Raw genomic sequence first — 19,052 nt, 5'->3', positions numbered from 1 at the left:
AGATTGGCCGCCTGTTATCGGCGGCCACTACAATATTTGGTATTCACACGCGTTAAGGTTCTTAGGAGGCTCGTTTGGCGAAGTTGACGATCGGTTTTGGCGTATTGCTGGTGGCGGTAAGTCTTGGCTTCTGGTTTGCGATGGGCAGGGCAGAGTCCGCGGCGCTTCATCCGGCCGGGGTCGGTGTGATTTTGCTGCTTTGCGGGGTGCTGGCCAACACGGAGAATGCGAAGCGGCGGATGCTGTGGATGCACATCGCCGTGACCCTCGGCCTGATTGGCTTTCTGATTACCGGCATCCGTGCGGGTCTGACCCTGTTGCGCGGGACGGTGTCGGAGAACCCCATTGCCTTCGATGAGCGAGCGGTCGTTGCGCTGGTGTGCCTGGTGTTCGTGGCGATGTGTGTGCGCAGCTTCATCAACGCGCGGAGAACGAGAGTACCGTAGACAGACCCTTCCCGATGCGTATCCTTCGGGAAGGACAGAGCAAGGATAGATTGGACGCGAATGGCTAGCTTTGGAAGCCCAGGAATGAACGGTGGTATGCGCCCGGTAGACCGCCCGGCGCGCGGCAGCCGTGCCGCTTCCGCGGAGTTGACCGCGAAGAGGAAGCAGCCAAGCTTCAAACAGGTCTGGCCTGAGATCAAGGTACTGGTGATGCCCCGGCTGGGGCTGCTGGGCTTTGCGTTTGTGCTGATGGCGATCGGCCGCGCCGCCGGCCTGGTGGTGCCCGCGCTGTTTGCGCCGTTCATCGACAAGGTGATGACGAAGCACGATCTGCGGCTGCTGCCCATGATCGTCGGCGCGGCATTGGGTGCAACGCTGATCTCGGCGGCGACTTCCTATGCGCTGACTCAACTGCTTTCCAAGTCGGGCCAGCGGCTCATTACTGACCTTCGCAAGCAGGTGCAGGCGCACATCGGGCGGCTGTCTGTGTCGTTCTATGACGAGAACCGCACGGGTACGCTGGTGGCGCGCATCATGTCGGACGTCGAAGGCATTCGCAACATCGTCGGCACTGGCATTGTGGATTTTGTGGGTGGCATCCTGACGGCGGTGTTTGCGTTTGTGTGGCTGCTGCACATCAGCGTGACGATGACTTTGCTGACGTTTGGTTTCCTGCTGGTGTTTGGCATCATCATGCAGCAGGCGTTCAAGACGATCCGGCCGATCTTCCGTGAGCGTTCGAAGATCAATGCTGAGGTGACGGGGCGCTTGACCGAGTCGCTGGGCGGCGTGCGTGTCGTCAAGGGGTATCACGCCGAGGAGAGCGAGTCGCGTGTGTTTGCGGCAGGCGTGGACCGGCTGCTTGCCAACGTAATCAGCTCGCTCACGGCGCAGTCGCTGATGGGCCTTGCGGGCACGGTGGTGCTGGGAGTGGTGAGCGCGATGATCATGTACATCGGCGCCCATCAGGCCGTGCGTGTGCATAATCCACTGACTGCCGGCCAGTTCATGAGCTATGTCATGTTCAACGGCTTTATGATCGCACCGGTGATGCAGCTGGTGAACGTGGGCACGCAGTTGACCGAGGCTGTGGCTGGTCTCGACCGCACGCGCGAGATCCTCGCCGAGTTGCAGGAGGACGCCGGCCCCGACCGCAAGCTGATGCTCAGCACGGTGGCTGGCGATGTGCAGTTCGTTGATGTTGGCTTCTCGTATGTAGAAGACAAGCCTGTGTTGCGCGGCGTGAGCTTCGATGCGAAGCCGGGTACAGTGACTGCGCTGGTCGGCTCCAGCGGCTCCGGCAAATCGACGATCATCAGCCTCATATGCGGCTTCCATACCGCCCAGAGTGGCGCTGTACTCGTCGATGGCCACGATCTTGCGACGGTGAAGCTCTCGAGTTATCGCAGCCAGTTGGGCGTGGTGCTGCAGGAGACATTTCTCTTCGACGGCACCATCCGCGAGAACATTCTCTTCTCGAACCCCGAGGCGAGCAGCGAGCAGTTCGACAACGCCTGCCGCATCGCGCGCGTGGACGAGTTTGCCAACCGCTTTCCCGAGGGCTACGAGACGATCGTCGGCGAGCGCGGTGTAAAGCTCTCGGGCGGGCAGCGGCAGCGGCTTTCTATCGCACGTGCGATCCTTGCCGACCCGCGCATCCTGATCCTGGATGAAGCGACGAGCTCACTCGACTCCGAGTCCGAGGCCATGATTCAGCATGGTCTCAACTTCCTGATGCAGGGGCGCACGACGTTCGTCATCGCACACCGGCTCTCAACTATCCGCAAGGCCGATCAGATCCTGGTGGTTGAGGTGGGCGAGATCGTCGAGCGCGGAACGCATGAGGAGCTCTACAAACTCGGCGGCCGGTACTACGACCTCTACACACGCCAGCACGGGCTGGAGACGAACCTCTTCCTCGCGCCGGGCGAGGGTGATGTCATCCCCGAGACCGTGCCGGAGTAGCTAGACCTTCTCCACGCCGAGCTCGCGCAGCAGAAACGCATCGTCGAAGGCGATCTCCTTCAGGTAGTCATAGCGGCCGCTGGCGCCGCCGTGGCCTGCGTCCATGTTGATGTGCAGCAGCAGCGGTGTGTCGTTGGTCTTCAACGTGCGCAGCTTCGCCACATACTTCGCGGGCTCCCAGTACATCACCTGCGAGTCGTTGAGGCTCGTCTTCACCAGCATGGCCGGATAGGGCGCGCGCTGCAGGTTGTCATACGGTGAGTAGCTGCGCATGTAAGCAAAAGCGTCAGCCTCGTTAGGGTTGCCCCACTCTTCGTATTCGGCCACGGTCAGCGGCAACGAGGCGTCGAGCATGGTGTTCATCACGTCGACAAACGGGACGTGCGAGAGCACTACATGGAAGAGCTCGGGCTTACCCTGCTCGATGGCAAAGTTTACGACGGCGCCCATCAGCAGGCCGCCCGCGCTGCCGCCTTCGATGGCGACGCGTTTGGGGTCGCCGTAGCCTTCGTGCAGCAGGAACTCGGTGGCTTCGATGAAGTCGGTAAACGTGTTGCGCTTCACCATCATCTTGCCGGCATCGTGCCACGGGTCACCAAGCTCACCACCGCCGCGGATGTGCGCGAAGGCCACGACGACGCCGCGGTCGAGCAGCGCAAGGCGCGACGCGCTGAAGCCGAGCGGCAGCGGATAACCGTAGCTACCGTAGCCATAGACGTAGAGTGGTGACTTCGCATCCTTCGCAAACTTGTCCTTACGATAGACGAGCGACACCGGCACCTGTGTGCCGTCGTGCGTGGCGAACCACAGGCGCTCGGCAGCGTAGTTCGCTACATCGAAGCCGCCGGGCACCTCCTGCTGCTTCAGCAGCGTGGACTCGCCGGTAGCGACATCGTAGCGATAGACCGAACCGGGCCGCACGAGCGACTGATAGCCATAGCGGAAGGTCGTCGCGTTGAAGTCGCGGTTGATCTCGGAGCCGGCCTCGTAGGCTGGGTCCGGGAAGGCGATGTCACGAGGATTTTCAAGCAGGTCGCGGCTGTTGAAGTCATACACTCGCAGCACTGGCAGGCCGCGTTCGCGGTAGCTGGCGACAAGAAAGTTTTGGAAGAGATCAAAGTCCTCAAGCGGAGAGGCCGGGACCTCGGGTAGAACCTCCAGCCAAAACTCCCGGCCTTCGCCGTCTTCAAGGCCATGCGGCACAACCATCAGACGAAACTGTTCGGCCTCGTGGTTGGTGCGGATGAACCACGAGCCATTGCGATGGTCAATGTCGTACTCTTCGTCGTCGATGCGCGGCGCGAAGAGCCGGAACTGGTCGAGCCGGGCATTCGCGGATGGCATATACCAGGTCTCGCTCGTGGTGTGGCTGCCGATGTCGAGCAGGATATACTCGCGGTCGCGCGTGCGGCCAACGCCGAGGTTGAAGCGCTCGTCCTGTTCGTGAAACACCTCGACGGGTGAGCTGCCTAGCTCCAGCCGAAACGCGCGGTCCTGGCGTTTTGTCTGCTCGTCTTCGGTCGTGTAGAAGAGCGTCTTCGAGTCGGCTGCCCATGCGATGGAGCCGACGCGCTCGGCGGTGTCGGCAAGGTCCACACCGGTTTCGAGGTCGCGCACGTGCAGCGTGTACTGGCGGAAGCCGGTGTTGTCGGTGGTGTAGGCGAGCAGGCGTCCGTCCGGGCTGATGCCCAGCGCGCCTACGCTCATGAACGGCTGTCCTTCTGCCAGTTGGTTTACGTCGAGGATGATGATCTCAGACGCGTCGGGCACATCTGCAGCCTTGCGGAGGTAGCGCGCGTACTGCTTGCCCTTGTCGGTGCGCGTCAGGTACTCCCATGCGCCGTCGCGGTAGGGAACCGACACATCGTCTTCCTTGATGTGCGAGAGAATCTCGTCGTACAGCGTCTGCTGCAGCGCCTCTGTGCCGTCCATCATCGCGGCAGTGTAGGCGTTCTCGGCCTCCAGGTAGGCGGTCACACGTGGAGCGCCCTTTTCGCGCAGCCACGCGTAGTCGTCGTGCAGTGCGGTGTTGTGAATGGGCAGGGTGCTTGGCTCTCGTTCAGCGATCGGCGGGGTCAGCGTTGTTGGTTTCATCAAGGCTCCGTGTAACAGGATACAGTTTGCCTTGCCCGCGCCGTGCAACGCTTGCGGTGTTCAGGAGACTCATACGTTGCGGACGACGAATTCACTCGCGGCACCGCTGCGAGAGGGAGACTTTCATGCGTACAAATATCCCGATGACGGTTATCGCTGCCGGATGCCTTGCGCTCGCAAGCGTCTGTGCCGTTGCGCAGGACAACCAGCAGGAGCAGGACAAGAAGTTCGTCAGCGCAGCCTCCGAGGGCGGGCTTGCTGAGGTGGAGTTCGGCAAGCTTGCGGTAGAGAAGGCGAAGAACCCCAATGTGAAGGCCTTCGCAGAGAAGATGGTGCGCGACCATACCATGCTGAACAACAAGATGAAGCCTGTAGCCGAAGAGATGGGCGTGACGCCAGCCGAGCACATGGGCGTTACCGACGACGCCGAGTACGCCAAACTGAAGCTGCTTACCGGCGACGAGTTCGACAAGAGCTACGTCTCCGAGATGGTGAAGGACCACCATGCCGATCTGCAGGCCTTCCAGCATGAGGAGCAGGTTGCCGCGAATCCGCAGTTGAAGAGCACCGTGACGGCTGGCGAGAAGGTCATCGCACAGCATACGCGGATGGCCGACCAGCTTGCGCAGGAGCTGGGTGTGACCGTCAACACCACGGGAATGTAGTTCTGACACTGCCAGGCGGTCGCTACACCCAGGGCCGCCATTGCACGCCGATGTGTGGGAACTTCGCGCCAGTCAGCGGCGTAAGATAGAGGTGTGAAGAGCAAGCGCACGTTACTCGCGGGGTTGCTGTGTCTCGTCTCCGCGGTCTGGGGGGACCGGGGTGTGTGCACGCTCAGTCCTCATCCTCGCAGGACCTCGTCGCGACGCTGCCAGCGCCGACTGACTATGTCAGCGATCTCGCCAACGTGATCGATCCAACCTCGAAGCAGCAGATCGACGAGCTCTGCTCCGAGCTTGACCATCAGGCGCATGCGCAGATTGCCGTGGTCACCATCGACTCCCTCAACGGGCAACCCATCGAAGAGTTCGCCACCGAGCTGGAAGACAAGTGGAAGGTCGGCCCCAAGGCCTCGGACCGCGGCCTGCTGATGATCTTTGCGATCAAGGACCGCCAGCGACGCATTGAGGTCGGCTATGGCCTTGAGGGCGTGTTGAATGACGCCAAGGTGGGCGACATCGGGCGCAGCATGGTGCCGTTGCTGCGGCAGGCGCAGTATGGGCCTGCCATCCTCGGCGGGCTGCAGCAGATTGCCACGGACATCGCTACTGACGCGGGTGTTACGCTGACGCCGGTCCAGCAAACCTATCACTATCAGCAGCAGGACGCGGGCGGCGTCCGTCTTGGCTCGATTCTTCGCATCATCATCTTTGTCGTCATCCTGATCGTTATCTTCTCCGGCCGCGGACGTGGCGGCGGGGGATGGCTGTGGTTCCTTCTCGGCAGCATGATGGGCGGCGGTGGGGGTGGTGGCCGCGGCGGCGATGGCTGGGGCGGCGGTGGGGGAGATGGCGGCGGTGGTGGCTTCGGCGGCTTTGGCGGAGGCAGCTCCGGCGGCGGCGGCGCCAGCGGAAGCTGGTAGGCCAGGAACCAAATGCCAGCGGAATGCGTAACTTCTTCGCTGCAAGTTGTTCCAGTTGCAGTAAGCTAACAGCGATATCAGGCAGGCAAACGCAATGCAGACGATTGAAGGAAACAGGAGTGGTTCGATGAAAGGTTTGTGGATTGCGCTCGGTGTGGTTGGACTCTTTGTGGTGGTGCTGCTGTTTGGCGCGGGCAGCTATATCTCCGCGAAGAACCAGATGGTGCAGCTGAATGAGGACGTCAACCAGAGCTACTCGCAGGTGGACATCCAGCAACAGCGGAGGTTGGACCTGATTCCGAACCTGGTAGCCAGCGTAAAGGGCTACGTGAAGGAAGAAGAGGTGGTGCTGACCAACGTGTCGAATGCTCGCGCGGGCGTTATCGCGGCGGGTTCGGACCGCGCCAGCAGCATCGACGCGAACAGCAAGCTGGACGTCGCCATCAGCCCGCTGCTGCGGCTGCAGGAGGCCTACCCGGACCTGAAGGGCAACGACCAGTTCAACCGGCTGGAGGATGAGCTGGCGGGCACCGAGAACCGCATCGCGGTGGAGCGGCAGCGCTACAACAAGGCACTCGAGGCCTACAACGTGTACGTGCAGCAGTTCCCGAACAGCTTCTGGGCGGGTTTTGCGGGTTTCCATGTTCGCAACGAGTACTTCAAGGGCAATCCGGCGAATGCGACGGCGCCGACGGTGGACTTCAGCAAATAAGTCTCGAAGTGATTTCGGGATTCATCGGAACGGGCAGAGCTTCGGCGCTGCCCGTTTCCATTTTGGGCAAAGGCCGCACGGTACGGAAGTGGCAAATTTATCGCGGCAAGATGTTTACTCGCGATACAACGGAGGCGCACCCAATCCCGGGTGCCATTCGCTTGCTATGAAGGAGACACACGATGAGCACCACTCCAACCATTGATCCCGCAGAGATTGCTGCTGGATTCAAGTCCTCAGTCGAAGGCAAAATGCCTGCGGAACAGTTGCAGGTAGCCACCACAGCCATGCAGACCGCCGCCACCGGCTATGCCGCCAATGGAAGCATCGCAAGCCTGCTTTTCTATATGCAGGTCCAGGTGCAGATCAAGGGCGGCAAAACCTTCGATGGAAAGGCGGGCGGCATTGGTCTCCCTGGCGGCGGTGCGTTGTTCGGCACCGTCTACACGGATGACATCAACCGTTTGTATGCAAATACCAAGAGCTTTGCCTTCCAGGCAACTCCCGTCTACTTTGCCGTCGAGTTCTTCGACGGCAACCACAACTACCTCGGCACCTTCCAGGCGGGTGCTGTCTCCATCGTCACCGGGACAGGCGGTGGCTCGGGTCACTGGTCTTAAGAACGCTGCGGAGGGCGGGGTGAGCCAGTTCATCCCGCCTTCCGGCACAGGCCATCAGACCGCATTTCGTCCTGAGGTGCGGATGTTTGGGTTCCACCGCTAAGTCGTTTCGGCTGCGGATCTTAGGCGGAAAAGAGGGGAGGGGTGGGCGATTACAGCAGCCCGCTTTCCCGCAGGGCGTTCAGGATGCGCTCGATGGACCAGTCGAGGGATTCGGTGCCGCTGACGGTGATGGTGGCCCGGGACTGAGAGGGCAGCACGTAGAGGTCGGCCATGGGTTTGGCGGTGGCGTTGAACTGGTCGATGACCGATTCGCGGGTGCGGCCGCGCTCAAGCATGTCGCGGTAGATGCGACGGTTGAGGCAGACCTCGTTGGGGGCGTCGACGTAGACGCTGAAGTCATAGAGCGGATGGAGCTCGTCGTAGTGGAGGGCCAGGATGCCTTCGACGAGGACGAAGCGTGTGGGTGCGACAAGTTGGAAGGCCCCGGCCACACGAGAGTGCGAGGCGAAGTCGTAGACGGGGCGCTGGATAGTCTGGCCGGCGGCGAGCTGGCAGATATGGGCGATGAAGAGCTCGCTTTCGAGCGAATCGGGATGGTCGAAGTTCTGGTGGTGGCGTGCGTCGAGAGGGAAGCGCGAGAGGTCGCGGTAGTAGAGGTCGAGCGGGAAGAGAGTGGCTTCGAGCTGCGTTGCGAGCTCGCGGGCGAGCGTGGTTTTGCCGGAGCCGGAGCAGCCGGCGATGCCGAGAAGGATGGGACGCTGAAAGTCGTTGTGCGGAGCCACCTGAAAAGACTAATTGATTGAGAGCCAGACTGCGATTGTGGCTAGTGCCCGATCGGGGGCAAGAACTGCGCGATCTGCGGGATGAGCGCCTTGAGCAGCGTGGTGAACTCGGCTTCGACGCGTTTGCCGATCTCCATGACGTCTTCGTGGTGGATAGTTTTGTCGACTACGCCAGCGGCCATGTTGGTGACGAGGGAGAAGCCGAGAACCTCCATGCCCATGTGGCGGGCGACGATGACCTCGTGGACGGTGGACATGCCGACGAGGTCTGCGCCGAGGGTGCGGAACGCTCGGATCTCGGCGGGGGTCTCAAAGCTGGGGCCGAGGACGGCGAGGTAGACGCCGTCGCGGAGGTTGATCTGCTGGCTTTCGGCCTCGGCGTGGGCGATGGAACGAAACCGCGGGGAGTAGGCAGTGCTCATGTCGAAGAAGCGCTCGCCGGTGCCGGGGACGAGGCCGAAGCGAGGCTCGTTGGGGCCGAGCGCTGCGTTGGTTCCGGTGAGGTTGATGTGGTCGGTGATGTTGACGAGCGTGCCTTCTGAGTAGCTGGCGTTGATGCCGCCGGCGGCATTGGTGACGATGAGCTTGGTGCAGCCGAGCAGACCGAGAACGCGAGTGGGAAAGGTGACCTCTGCCATGGAGTAGCCTTCGTAGGCGTGGACCCGGCCCTGCATGACTGCGACGCAGACGCCGCCGATGGTGCCGAGCACGAGCTTGCCGCTGTGGCCGACGACGGTGGAGAGCGGCCAGCCGGGGATCTCGCTGTAGGCGATGGCTATGGCGTTCTCGACGTGAGTGGCGAAGTTGCCGAGGCCGGAGCCGAGGATGATGCCGAGGACTGGGGTGTCAGCGAAGCGGGAGCGGATGAAGTCGGCGGCAGCGCGGGCGCGGGTGTACTGATCGGACATAGGTGGATAGTATTGCATCGTCGTGAAAGGACTGGGTATGGCGGAGAGGAGTGAGGTGGAGGGGATTCTGGCTTCGGTAGAGACGGAATCCGGCGCAAACCTGCTGGCGCTGGTCGAGGCTTCGCCGGTGCTGCTGGTCTTTTTGCGGCACTTTGGCTGCACGTTCTGCCGAAAGACGATAAGTGATGTTGCCGAGCTAAAGGATGAACTGGCAGAGCGCGGTGTGCGGCCTGTGTTTGTACACCTGGGAACACCGGAGATTGCGAAGGCGCACTTCAATTACTACGGACTCGGTGAGGTGGAGCGGGTTTACGATCCGGAGGCGAGGATCTATCAGGACGCGACGTTTGGACTGTTGCGCACAAACGCGTTTTCGCACTTCTTCAAACCGAAGGTGTGGATGGGCTGGCTGAACGGCGGGCTACGCAAGCATGGCTTTGGCAGGATTCAGAACGATGGAAGCCAGATGCCCGGGGTGTTCTTCATTCGCGATGGGATGATCGTGCGGCGGTTTGTGCATCGCACGATTGCCGATGAGGTGGATTATCGGGCGTTGACTGTTTAGGTGTCTGGAAATCGGCGATCGGCTATTTGATCAACATGGAGACGATACTGGCGGACATGAGGTTGGCCATGGTGCCGGCGAGCATGGCACGCAGGCCGAGCTTGGCGAGCTCGTTGCGGCGGTGGGGGATGAGGGCGCCGATGCCGCCGATCTGCATGCCGACGGAGCCGAGGTTGGCGAATCCGCAGAGGGCGAAGGTGGCGATGGCGAGCGTGCGCGTGGAGATGGCGTGGGTGCGGGCGAGCACTCCAAGCTGGTTGTAAGCGATGAACTCATTGAGCACGGCGCGGGTGCCGATGAGGTTGCCGACGATAGGGGCGTCGTGCCAGGGGATGCCGATGAGCCACGCGACGGGTGCGCAAAGGAAGCCGAGCGCGTTGCCGAGCGAGTGCGGGAAGGGGATGCCGTGGGCTGTTCCGGGCATGTGGACTGTCCAGAGGCCGTTCGAGATCCAGAGCATGATGGCGTTGATGAGGCCGACGATCGCGAGGAAGCTGATGAGCATGATGGCGACGTTCCAGGCGAGGTTGCCGCCGTCGATGGTGCCGCGCGCGATGCTGCCGATGAGGTTTTCGTTGGAGTGCTCTTCGTTGGGCGGCATCTTTACGGTGCCGAGGGTGGCGGGGACTTCGGTTTCGGGGACGAGCATTTTGGCGATGAGGATGGTGCCGGGAGCGGTCATGATGACGGCTGAGAGGAGGTCCTGCGCGCGGATGCCGAAGAGGATGTAGGCGGCCATAATGCCGCCGGAGACATGGGCCATGCCGGAGGTCATGATGGTCATGAGCTCGGAGCGGGTGGCGTCGCCGAGGAAGGGGCGGATGGTGAGCGGGGCTTCGGTCTGGCCCATGAAGATGCTGGCGGCGACGTTGGTGGACTCGGCGCCAGAGGTGCCCATGGTGCGCTGCATGAGCCAGGCTACGAGGCGGATGACCTTCTGCATGATGCCAAGGTGATAGAGCATCGCAAAGAGCGCCGAGACGAAGATGATGGTGGGCAGCACGGAGAAGGCGAAGACGGCAAGCGGACTGTGAGGATCGCCGAGGGTGCCGAAGACCATCGTTGAGCCGTCGGCGGCGTGGCCTAAGAGGGCGGTGACGGCGGCGGAGCCTTTGGCAAGGATGACCTGACCGATGCTGACCTTGAGCACAAGGAAGGCGAAGAGGAGCTGGAGACCGAGACCCCAGGCGACGGTGCGCCAGCGGATGGCGCGGCGGTCTGTGGAGAGGGCGTATGCGACGCCGAGAAAGACAAGAAGGCCGAGCAGTCCCGTAAACCGTGCCAAATGAGTGTCTCCAATGCCGTCGGCTGGATGAGCTATATCGGGAAAGTGTAGCGGGTTGCGGGGATTTGAGCCAGAGTGCCGGGTGACTGTGGTGGGAAAGTGGTACACTGAGTATGGTCGTTCGAATAATTTTGGTCGTCTTGCATGTTCCGGCAGCACTGCTCTACACGCAAAATCACCAACAATGCGTTCAGCGGTACATTGCATTAAGAGGAACAAACAAGATGGAAACCGGCACAGTGAAGTGGTTCAATGACGCGAAGGGTTTCGGATTCGTCAGCCGCGAGAGCGGCGATGACGTGTTCGTGCACCACACCGCGATTCAGTCCAATGGCTTCCGCACCCTCCAGGAAGGCCAGCGCGTACAGTTCAACGTCGTGAAGGGCCCCAAGGGCTGGCAGGCTGAGAACGTTCAAGCTCTGTAAGAGATTGCAGAAACGAGCAAAGAGCGATTCCCAAGGGAGTCGCTCTTTGTGTTTTTCGCGCTGGGTTTGCTGTGCATCTAATAGTAAAGTATGCGGACGTATGTAACGGCCGCTAATCTTCTTCTCCCTTTACCTGAAGGCCTTGATCCAATGATGCAGGATTGAGCTGACAGCTAGCACGTTGCGTCCGAAGAGGACGACGGAGCCACCATGACGAGCACACCCAATTTAGAAGGCAAATATCAGTTGAAGACTCTCCATGCGGAGATTGACCTTCTCGACCGTCGGTTGGCCCACCTGTTGAAGTACGACACGTTCGAGACCGAAGCGGCGCGCGATGCCGCTGCACGGAAGATCGCAACCAAGCGCGAACCCCTGGCGCAAACAGCAAAGCGGCTCGCTTCCGAAGGTGTTGAGTACAAAGAGAGCGAACTGCCGCGTTCGTTCCGGCCAGAGGGAGTGCCTGCTCCGGTAGAGGTAAAAGCGCAGCCTGAGGCCGCCCCTGAAATGCTCGCTGCAGGAGCAGAGAACCGCAATACACGGCGCCATAGTTCAGCCCATACCGGTGCAGTGTTGGATTGGGAGAAGAGTGTCGCGCAGTATATGCAGGCAAAGAAGAACTAGCAGCTGGTAATGACCTCTCGGATGAGCGGCTCCAGCTTTGGTGCGTGCGGCTCGATGGCGAGGGTGTCTTCCAGCATTGCGTAAGGCTCGTTGAGGAGCGATTCGTCCTCGCTGTAGAGCGTGAAGATGGGCTGACCGGCGGTGAGTCTATCGCCGATCTTTGCGTGGGATTCAAGGCCCGCGTGCACGCTGACAGCATCACCCGGTTTTGCGCGGCCTGCACCGAGGCGTTGGACTGCCCAGCCAACCTGCTTGCAATCCATGCTGACGAGGTAGCCGTCTCGCCGGGCTTTTAGGACGCATGTAGCGGTGGGACGGTGGAAGGCTACCGGATCGGTGAAGACGCTGGTATCACCACCATGGGCCGCGACGAGCTGTAGCCAGCTTTTGTAGGCAGCGCCTGAGCGCAGGAGCTTGTCAGCGAGCTGTGCGCCGGCTTCCGGTGATGCGGACTTACCGGCGAGATATAGCATCCAGCCGCTGAGTGCGTTGGATAGTGTGATGAGGTCTGCGGACATGGGGTGGCGGCGGCCCTGCAGGATGTCGACGCACTCCCATACTTCAACCCAGTTGCCGGAAAAGCGGCCCAGAGGCTCGTTCATGGATGTGAGCAGGGCGGCGGTGCGTGTGCCGCTATGTTCGCCGGTGGAGACCATGAGCTCGGCCAGGTACTTTGAGGCTTCGTAGGTGGGCATGAAGGCGCCGGAGCCTACTTTGACATCGAGAACGAGGCCGTTGAGGTCTTCGGCGAGCTTCTTGCTCATGATGCTGGCGCAGATGAGGTAGGGGGACTCGACGGTGCCGGTGTGGTCGCGCATGGCGTAGAGGATGCGGTCGGCGGGGACAAGGCGTGGGGTCTGACCTACAAGGACGGCATGGCAGTCGCGAAGAACCTGCATCATCTGCGGCAGCGAGAGCTGGGTGTTGAAGCTGGGGATGGTTTCGAGCTTGTCGAGAGTGCCGCCAGTGTGGCCGAGGCTGCGGCCACTGATCATGGGGACCGAGATGCTGGGCGTGCCTTCGAGGCCCGCGGCGGCGACGATGGGGGCGATGAGCAGGGAGGTCTTGTCGCCGACGCCGCCGGTGGAGTGCTTGTCGACGGAGAAGGTGTGGAGCGGTTGGGTGTCGAAGGTCTCGCCGGAGTAGCGCATGGCGGTGGTGAGGTCGGCGGTCTCACGGAGGGTTAGGCCGCGCTGGAAGATGGCCATGAGCAGACTGCCGAGCTGGGCTTCGGTGATGCGGTCGTTGGGCGCGAGTGGTTGAGGCATCTCGCCGCGTTGAGTTGCGAGCTGCTGCTCGCCGTAGAGGACCACGGTGCGGACGAGGTGCTGAATCTGCTCGGTGGTGAGCTCGTGGCCGTCGCGTTTGGCGAGGATGATATCGAGTGAGTGGATCATGGATCTCTGAAGGAGGGGAGCGATTTGGAGGCTAGGCTTCCTGGATGAATTTGCCGCGGAAGGCGTGGGGGATGAGGGTGCCGAGGGTGGTTTGGGCGGGGTGGCCGCCCTCCCCTGGGTAGAGGACGAGGGTGTCGTCGGCGCCGAACTCGGCGAGGGTCTGGCGGCAGGCGCCGCAGGGCATGGAGGCGGAGCCGTTGAGGTTGGCGATGGCGACGGCGCGGAGGCGGATGGCGGGGCCGTATTCGGCGACGGCGCGGGCAATGGCGGCCTGCTCGGCGCAGCTGGTGAGGCGGTAGGAGGCGTTCTCGACGTTGCAGCCGGTGACGGTAGCGCCGTTGGTGAGCAGCAGGGCCGCGCCGACTCGGAAGTGGCTGTAAGGCGAGTACGAGTGCTCGGCGGCGGAGGTGGCGAGCTCGCGGAGGCGATGAAGTTCGCTGGGGGTGAGAGCGACGGATTGGTCGACCGTGGGCATGAGCTGTCTAGCGTAGCTGGTTCGCTGACCTGAGGCAATACGAGGGCACCGCGAGGCTGTGACCCTCCCCTATTTTAGGGCTAAGATCCGCAGCCGATTAGGGTTAATGGCGGAACCCGAACAACGGGGACGAAGAAATAAATCGTGAGCGGAGATGTGCGGATGGGACTGAAACAATGAAGCCCGGCAAGATGCCGGGCTGGCAATCGTGGTTGTGGCAGAGATGACGGAAGACGGATGCTGGAGCGCAGTAGGATAAAGGCTTATGCCGAGGGGCGACAAGGCGTCGGGGAAGCGGGCAGGGGTGCCTGGGAGCCCAAAGGGGCCGTTGGTGGGTGAGGTGCATCCGCCAAAGCAGCGAAGAAATGCCAAAACGGGCTCCTTGGACGGCTCGCGCGAGGACAGGGCGGGAAGAGACGCGCTGGCACTGTTTCATCCTGTAACGCAGCGGTGGTTCCTGGAGGTGTTCTCCAGCGCGACGGCACCGCAGCGGGAAGGGTGGCCGGCGATCGCTCGGGGGGACTCGACGCTGATTCTGGCTCCTACGGGGACGGGGAAGACGCTGACGGCGTTTTTGTGGTGCCTGGACCGGCTGATGCTTCAGAGGCAGGGAGTAGGGAATAGGGAGCAGGGAGTAGAAGAGCTGGCGGGGTGCAAGGTGGTGTATATTTCGCCGCTGAAGGCGCTGGCGGTGGATGTGGAGCGGAACCTGCGGTCGCCGCTGGCGGGCATAGCCAACATGGCCGAGCGCGAGGGTGTGGCGGTGCATGTGCCGACGATCTCAGTCCGCACGGGGGACACGAGTCCGAAGGAGCGCGCGCAGTTCAAGCGGCGGCCGGGGGAGATCCTGATTACGACGCCGGAGTCGCTGTACCTGCTGCTGACGAGCGATGCAGGGAACGCGCTGCGGAGTGTGGAGACGGTGATCATCGACGAGATCCATGCACTGGTGCCGACCAAGCGCGGCGCGCATATGATGCTGTCGCTGGAACGGCTGGAGGCGATGGTTACAGCCAGTGGCGGTAAGCCGATCCAGAGGATTGGATTGAGCGCGACGCAGCGGCCGCTGGAGGAGGTGGCAAGGTTCCTCGGCGGGGCCGAGGAACAGGGAATGGGGAGTAGGGAGCAGGGAGTAGAGGTTGAGGCGGGGGTGCGGTTTCGGCCGGTGACGATTGTGAATGCCGGGGCGCGGAAGGTGCTGGAGATTCGTGTTGAGGTGCCGGTGGAGGACATGGCGAAGCTCGGCGAGATGGACGAACTGCCAAGTGGGGCGGCCAGTCAAGGGCCGAAGCGGACGTCTATCTGGCAGTCGATCCATCCGCGGCTGCTGGAGATTGTGCGGGAGCGGACGTCGACGCTGATCTTTGTGAACGCGCGGCGGGTGGCGGAGCGGCTGGCAGGAGCGATCAATGAGCTGGCAGGGGAGCCGATTGCACGCGCTCATCATGGGTCGCTGGCTGCCGTGCAGAGGAGCGAGATTGAGGAGCTGCTGAAGGCGGGAAGGCTGAAGGCGCTGGTGTGCACGTCGTCGCTGGAGCTGGGCATTGATATGGGCGCGGTGGACCTGGTGATTCAGATTGAGGCCCCGCCGAGCGTGGCGAGCGGGCTGCAGCGGATTGGGCGCGCGGGGCACCAAGTGGGGGCTCCTTCAGCTGGGATTATCTTTCCGAAGTACAGGTCTGATCTGATTGCTTGCGCGGCGGTGACGCAGGCGATGCATGAGGGGCATGTGGAGGCGACGCGGTATCTGCGGAACCCGCTGGATGTGCTGGCGCAGCAGATGGTGGCTAGTGTGGCACACCCTCCGGGTGCGCCACAGGGAATAGGGAGTAGGGAGCTGGGAGTAGAGGGCGATCTCGGTGGGATCAGTTATGCGGCGTTGCTGGGGATTGTGCGGAGTGCGGCGCCGTTTGCGGAGCTGAGTGAGACGATGTTCAACGGCGTGCTGGATATGCTGGCGGGGCGGTATCCGAGTGATGAGTTTGCGGATTTACGACCGCGGATTACGTGGGACCGCGAACGGAACTGGCTGACGCCTCGTGAGGGTGTGAAGCGGATTGCGATTCTGAATGGTGGGACGATCCCTGATCGCGGGACGTACGGGGTGTTTCTGGCGGGGCGGCGAAGCCGTTGCGAGTGGGTGAGCTGGATGAAGAGATGGTGTTCGAGACGCGGACGGGTGAGACGTTTATGCTGGGCGCGTCGACTTGGCGGATTGAGGAGATTACGCAGGACAGGGTGCTGGTGTCGCCTGCTCCGGGTGAGCCGGGGAAGATGCCGTTCTGGCATGGGGACAGGCCGGGAAGGCCGATTGAGTTTGGACGGCGCATCGGCGCGTTGGTGAGGGAGCTACGGGCGATGCCGCGGAGCGTCGCGATGGCGAAGCTGGTGAGCGACCATGACCTGGATGCGCAGGCGGCGGAGAATGTGCTGCGGTATCTGGTAGACCAGGAGCTGGCGACGGAGGCTGTTCCGGATGACCGCACGATTGTGATTGAGCGCGTGCGGGATGAGCTGGGGGACTGGCGAGTGTGTGTGCTGACTCCGCTGGGAAGCCGGGTGCATACGCCGTGGGCGATGGCGGCGGTGGCGAAGATCAAGGCGGCGGGGCTGGATGTGGAGTCGATGTGGAGCGAGGATGGGTTTGTGCTGCGCTTCCCGGAGACGGATGCGCCGCCGGATGTGGAGATGTTGTTGATGTCGCCGATGGAGGCGAACGAGCTGGTGATGGCGCAGCTAGGGTCGACGGCGTTGTTTGCGGCGAAGTTTCGCGAGGCGTCGTCGCGTGCGTTGCTGTTGCCGAGAAGGAGAGCGGAGGGGCGGACTCCTTTGTGGCAGCAGAGGAAGCGTGCGTATGACCTGCTGAGTGTGGCGGCGCGGTATGCGGAGTTTCCGATGCTGCTGGAGGCGTATCGCGAGTGTCTGCGCGATGTGTTCGATATGCCGGCGCTGATGGAGACACTGCGTGGGATTGAGACGCGGCAGACGCGGGTGCATGTGGTGGATTCGCGCACACCGAGCCCGTTTGCGGGGGCGCTGCTGTTTGGATATGTGGCGAACTACATCTATGACGGCGATGCTCCCCTGGCGGAGAGACGGGCGCAGGCGCTCGCTATAGATCAAGATCAATTGAGAGAGTTGCTGGGGGATGCCGACCTGCGTGAGCTGCTGGATGCGGCGGCGATTGAAGAGACGGAAGAGCAGTTGCAGTGTGTGGCTGAAGGGTACAAGGCGAGGTCGATGGATGGGGTGCATGATCTGCTGCTGCGGTTGGGGGATTTGACGCGCGAGGAGATCGCGGCTCGGAGCGAAAGTGCTGGTGTTGTGGCAACGGTCGACCGATTGATTAAGGCGCGGCGGGCGCTGGAAGTGAAGATTGCGGGTGAGAAGTGCGTGATTGCGGTGGAAGATGTGGCGCGTGTGCGCGATGCGTTGGGTGTGCCGCTGCCGCCGGGGCTGCCTGCGGCGTTTCTTGAGGCGGTGCCGGATGCTCTGTTGGATATTGTGCGGCGGTATGCACGGACGCATGGGCCGTTCGTCACGGCGGATGTGGCTACGCGATATGGGCTGGCGAAGGCGAGTGTGGAGGCCGTGCTGCAAAGGCTGGTGGGGCTGGGGCGTGTGGTGGAAGGCGGGTTTCGGCCGGGTGGGTTGAACCGCGAGTGGATCGATGCCGAGGTGCTGAGGACAGTGCGGCGGAAGTCGCTGGCGAAGCTGCGGAAAGAGGTTGAGCCTGTTGCGCAGAGGACACTGGCGCGGCTGTTTACGCGGTGGCAGGGCGTGGTGCAGCCGAGGCGCGGGCTCGATGCGCTGCTGGATGTGATTGAGAATTTGCAGGGTGCTCCACTGGCGGCTTCGCTGCTGGAGACAGAGATTTTGCCTGCTCGGATTGCGGGGTATAAGGCTTCGGATCTGGATACGTTGATTGCGGCGGGCGAGGTGGTATGGGTTGGGCTGGAGCCGCTGGGTGAGAAGGATGGGCGGGTGGGGTTGTATCTGGCGGAGAGGCTGGGGCTCCTGTGGAGCCCAGGGAGTAGGGAGCAGGGAATAGGGAGTAGCAAAGAACCGCTGAGTGAGCGGGCGTTGGCGATTGTGGAGTTTTTGCGCGCGCGGGGGGCTTCGTTCTTTCAGGATCTGCATGATGGGGTTGGGGGTGGGTATCCGGGAGAGACGCTGGATGCGCTGTGGGGGCTGGTGTGGCGTGGGCTGGTGATGAATGATGGGCTACTGTCGCTGCGTGCGTATTGTGAGCGGGCTGCGGGTGGAAGGGCGAAGCCTGCGAAGCGGGTGCATAACAATCAGCAGGCGGGGTTTCGGAGCCGGAGGACGACTCCGCCGACGGCGCAGGGACGTTGGAGTTTGAATGCGGTGGCGTTCGATGCGGAGCGCAGTGCTACTGCGTGGAGCGCGGCGATTGCGCAGCAGTTGTTGACGCGGTATGGGGTGGTGTTTCGTGAGACGGCCCATGCAGAGAACCTGCCGGGTGGGTTCTCCGCGATTTATGACGTGATGAAGGCGCTGGAAGAGAGTGGGCGTGTGCGGCGTGGGTACTTCGCGGCGGACCTCGGCGCGACGCAGTTTGCGATGCCGGCAGCGGTGGACCTGCTGCGGAGCTTGCGTGTGGCGGGTAGCGAGGATGCGGCCGAGGTGGTGATGCTCGCTGCGACGGACCTGGCGAATCCTTACGGGGCACTGTTGCGCTGGCCGGCGGCGCCTGAGGCGGGGAGCTCACTGACGCGGAGTGTGGGCGCGAAGGTGGTGCTGGTGAATGGGGCGCTGAGTGCCTATCTGCGGCGTGGGAATGCGGCGATCCAGGTGATGATTCCTGAGGAGGAGCCTGGGTGCTCGCAGGTGTCGCGCGCGCTGGCGGAGTTTTTTGTGGCGCAGGTGCGGAAGGATGAGGCGAATGCTCGGGCGGGGATGCTGATTGCGACGGTGAATGGGGTGGCGGTGGCGGAGCATCCGCTGGCGCGGTATTTGTTGGAGGCGGGGTTTGTGGCGGGGGCGATGGGGTTCAATGTGAGGAAAGGTTTGCCGAGCTTGGCGGGTGCTAAACCTTCTTGAAATCAAGAGGCCGAATAGTAGAGATATCGGGAAGACCGAAGGGCTTGTCTGAACCTCCGCAGGAATAGATTCCAGGCATGATAGTTCTTTTCTGTTGGGTGC

15 protein-coding genes and 1 pseudogene are annotated in these 19,052 nt (G+C 62.3%); 10 read left to right on the top strand and 6 right to left on the bottom strand.

Going from position 1 to position 19,052, the window contains the following annotated elements; genetic code table 11:
* Nucleotides 1-74: 74 nt before the first annotated feature.
* Nucleotides 75-446: a hypothetical protein gene (locus tag GOB94_RS03400; protein WP_182277510.1), complete on the top strand. Its 372-nt coding sequence runs from the start codon at nucleotides 75-77 to the stop codon at nucleotides 444-446.
* Between the two features lie 60 nt (nucleotides 447-506).
* A complete protein-coding gene (locus tag GOB94_RS03395) occupies nucleotides 507-2,411 on the top strand; it encodes an ABC transporter ATP-binding protein (protein ID WP_182277509.1) in 1,905 nt (634 codons plus the stop codon).
* On the opposite strand, the gene GOB94_RS03390 is transcribed toward GOB94_RS03395, so the two are convergent.
* A complete protein-coding gene (locus tag GOB94_RS03390; protein ID WP_182277508.1) occupies nucleotides 2,412-4,505 on the bottom strand; it encodes a S9 family peptidase in 2,094 nt (697 codons plus the stop codon).
* Between the two features lie 125 nt (nucleotides 4,506-4,630).
* On the opposite strand from GOB94_RS03390, the gene GOB94_RS03385 reads away from it, so the two are divergent.
* The 4 genes from GOB94_RS03385 (at nucleotide 4,631) to GOB94_RS03370 (ending at nucleotide 7,422) form a co-directional block, all read left to right on the top strand.
* Complete coding sequence (locus GOB94_RS03385; RefSeq protein ID WP_182277507.1) at nucleotides 4,631-5,170, top strand: DUF4142 domain-containing protein; 540 nt, start codon at nucleotides 4,631-4,633, stop codon at nucleotides 5,168-5,170.
* Between the two features lie 128 nt (nucleotides 5,171-5,298).
* Complete coding sequence (locus GOB94_RS03380; protein WP_220464987.1) at nucleotides 5,299-6,090, top strand: TPM domain-containing protein; 792 nt, start codon at nucleotides 5,299-5,301, stop codon at nucleotides 6,088-6,090.
* 127 nt (nucleotides 6,091-6,217) lie between these two features.
* Nucleotides 6,218-6,802, top strand: a complete 585-nt coding sequence (locus GOB94_RS03375; RefSeq protein ID WP_182277505.1) for a LemA family protein — start codon at nucleotides 6,218-6,220, stop codon at nucleotides 6,800-6,802.
* 182 nt (nucleotides 6,803-6,984) lie between these two features.
* Nucleotides 6,985-7,422 carry a VapA/VapB family virulence-associated protein gene (locus tag GOB94_RS03370; RefSeq protein WP_182277504.1) on the top strand — a complete coding sequence of 146 codons (438 nt, stop codon included), beginning with the start codon at nucleotides 6,985-6,987 and terminating at the stop codon, nucleotides 7,420-7,422.
* A gap of 152 nt (nucleotides 7,423-7,574) precedes the next feature.
* Here the strand turns inward: GOB94_RS03370 and udk are convergent, their stop codons facing one another.
* Nucleotides 7,575-8,207 carry a uridine kinase gene (gene udk / locus GOB94_RS03365; RefSeq protein ID WP_182277503.1) on the bottom strand — a complete coding sequence of 211 codons (633 nt, stop codon included), beginning with the start codon at nucleotides 8,205-8,207 and terminating at the stop codon, nucleotides 7,575-7,577.
* 41 nt (nucleotides 8,208-8,248) lie between these two features.
* Entirely contained in the window at nucleotides 8,249-9,115 is an 867-nt protein-coding gene (locus GOB94_RS03360; protein ID WP_182277502.1) for a purine-nucleoside phosphorylase, read from the bottom strand.
* A 37-nt stretch (nucleotides 9,116-9,152) separates the two neighbouring features.
* On the opposite strand from GOB94_RS03360, the gene GOB94_RS03355 reads away from it, so the two are divergent.
* Nucleotides 9,153-9,680, top strand: coding sequence for a SelL-related redox protein (locus GOB94_RS03355; protein ID WP_182277501.1), 528 nt, complete (start codon nucleotides 9,153-9,155; stop codon nucleotides 9,678-9,680).
* 22 nt (nucleotides 9,681-9,702) lie between these two features.
* On the opposite strand, the gene GOB94_RS03350 is transcribed toward GOB94_RS03355, so the two are convergent.
* Nucleotides 9,703-10,965 carry a nucleoside transporter C-terminal domain-containing protein gene (locus GOB94_RS03350; RefSeq protein WP_182277500.1) on the bottom strand — a complete coding sequence of 421 codons (1,263 nt, stop codon included), beginning with the start codon at nucleotides 10,963-10,965 and terminating at the stop codon, nucleotides 9,703-9,705.
* A 224-nt stretch (nucleotides 10,966-11,189) separates the two neighbouring features.
* Between GOB94_RS03350 and GOB94_RS03345 the strand changes: the two genes are divergently transcribed.
* On the top strand, nucleotides 11,190-11,390 hold the full coding sequence (locus tag GOB94_RS03345) for a cold-shock protein (RefSeq protein WP_182277499.1): 201 nt from the start codon (nucleotides 11,190-11,192) through the stop codon (nucleotides 11,388-11,390).
* Nucleotides 11,391-11,600: 210 nt separating this feature from the next.
* Nucleotides 11,601-12,014, top strand: coding sequence for a hypothetical protein (locus GOB94_RS03340; protein WP_182277498.1), 414 nt, complete (start codon nucleotides 11,601-11,603; stop codon nucleotides 12,012-12,014).
* Here GOB94_RS03340 and GOB94_RS03335 read toward each other — a convergent pair.
* Together GOB94_RS03335 and GOB94_RS03330 are read right to left on the bottom strand one after the other, a co-directional pair.
* Nucleotides 12,011-13,411 (bottom strand): thymidine phosphorylase, encoded by a 1,401-nt coding sequence (locus tag GOB94_RS03335; protein WP_182277497.1) that lies wholly within the window; start codon nucleotides 13,409-13,411, stop codon nucleotides 12,011-12,013. The genes GOB94_RS03340 and GOB94_RS03335 overlap by 4 nt on opposite strands.
* A gap of 31 nt (nucleotides 13,412-13,442) precedes the next feature.
* The gene (locus GOB94_RS03330; RefSeq protein WP_182277496.1) at nucleotides 13,443-13,886 is read right to left on the bottom strand and encodes a cytidine deaminase; all 444 of its coding nucleotides are present in this window, start codon (nucleotides 13,884-13,886) and stop codon (nucleotides 13,443-13,445) included.
* A 382-nt stretch (nucleotides 13,887-14,268) separates the two neighbouring features.
* Between GOB94_RS03330 and GOB94_RS03325 the strand changes: the two are divergent.
* Nucleotides 14,269-18,950 (top strand): annotated as a pseudogene (locus tag GOB94_RS03325) (DEAD/DEAH box helicase).
* Nucleotides 18,951-19,052 lie beyond the last annotated feature (102 nt).

This window comes from Granulicella sp. 5B5 (assembly GCF_014083945.1).
In the GTDB taxonomy this organism is placed as follows: domain Bacteria; phylum Acidobacteriota; class Terriglobia; order Terriglobales; family Acidobacteriaceae; genus Granulicella.
Note: the sequence above shows the minus strand (reverse complement) of the source record. Positions and strands in the feature narration are given on the sequence as shown.

Excerpts from the sequence above, each read along its gene's own strand:
- GOB94_RS03385 (WP_182277507.1), top strand. The coding sequence starts at position 4,631 with ATGCGTACAAATATCCCGATGACGGTTATCGCTGCCGGATGCCTTGCG.
- GOB94_RS03375 (WP_182277505.1), top strand. The coding sequence starts at position 6,218 with ATGAAAGGTTTGTGGATTGCGCTCGGTGTGGTTGGACTCTTTGTGGTG.
- GOB94_RS03390 (WP_182277508.1), bottom strand. The coding sequence starts at position 4,505 with ATGAAACCAACAACGCTGACCCCGCCGATCGCTGAACGAGAGCCAAGC.
- GOB94_RS03335 (WP_182277497.1), bottom strand. The coding sequence starts at position 13,411 with ATGATCCACTCACTCGATATCATCCTCGCCAAACGCGACGGCCACGAG.
- GOB94_RS03345 (WP_182277499.1), top strand. The coding sequence starts at position 11,190 with ATGGAAACCGGCACAGTGAAGTGGTTCAATGACGCGAAGGGTTTCGGA.
- GOB94_RS03330 (WP_182277496.1), bottom strand. The coding sequence starts at position 13,886 with ATGCCCACGGTCGACCAATCCGTCGCTCTCACCCCCAGCGAACTTCAT.
- GOB94_RS03355 (WP_182277501.1), top strand. The coding sequence starts at position 9,153 with ATGGCGGAGAGGAGTGAGGTGGAGGGGATTCTGGCTTCGGTAGAGACG.
- GOB94_RS03395 (WP_182277509.1), top strand. The coding sequence starts at position 507 with ATGGCTAGCTTTGGAAGCCCAGGAATGAACGGTGGTATGCGCCCGGTA.
- GOB94_RS03340 (WP_182277498.1), top strand. The coding sequence starts at position 11,601 with ATGACGAGCACACCCAATTTAGAAGGCAAATATCAGTTGAAGACTCTC.
- GOB94_RS03370 (WP_182277504.1), top strand. The coding sequence starts at position 6,985 with ATGAGCACCACTCCAACCATTGATCCCGCAGAGATTGCTGCTGGATTC.
- GOB94_RS03360 (WP_182277502.1), bottom strand. The coding sequence starts at position 9,115 with ATGTCCGATCAGTACACCCGCGCCCGCGCTGCCGCCGACTTCATCCGC.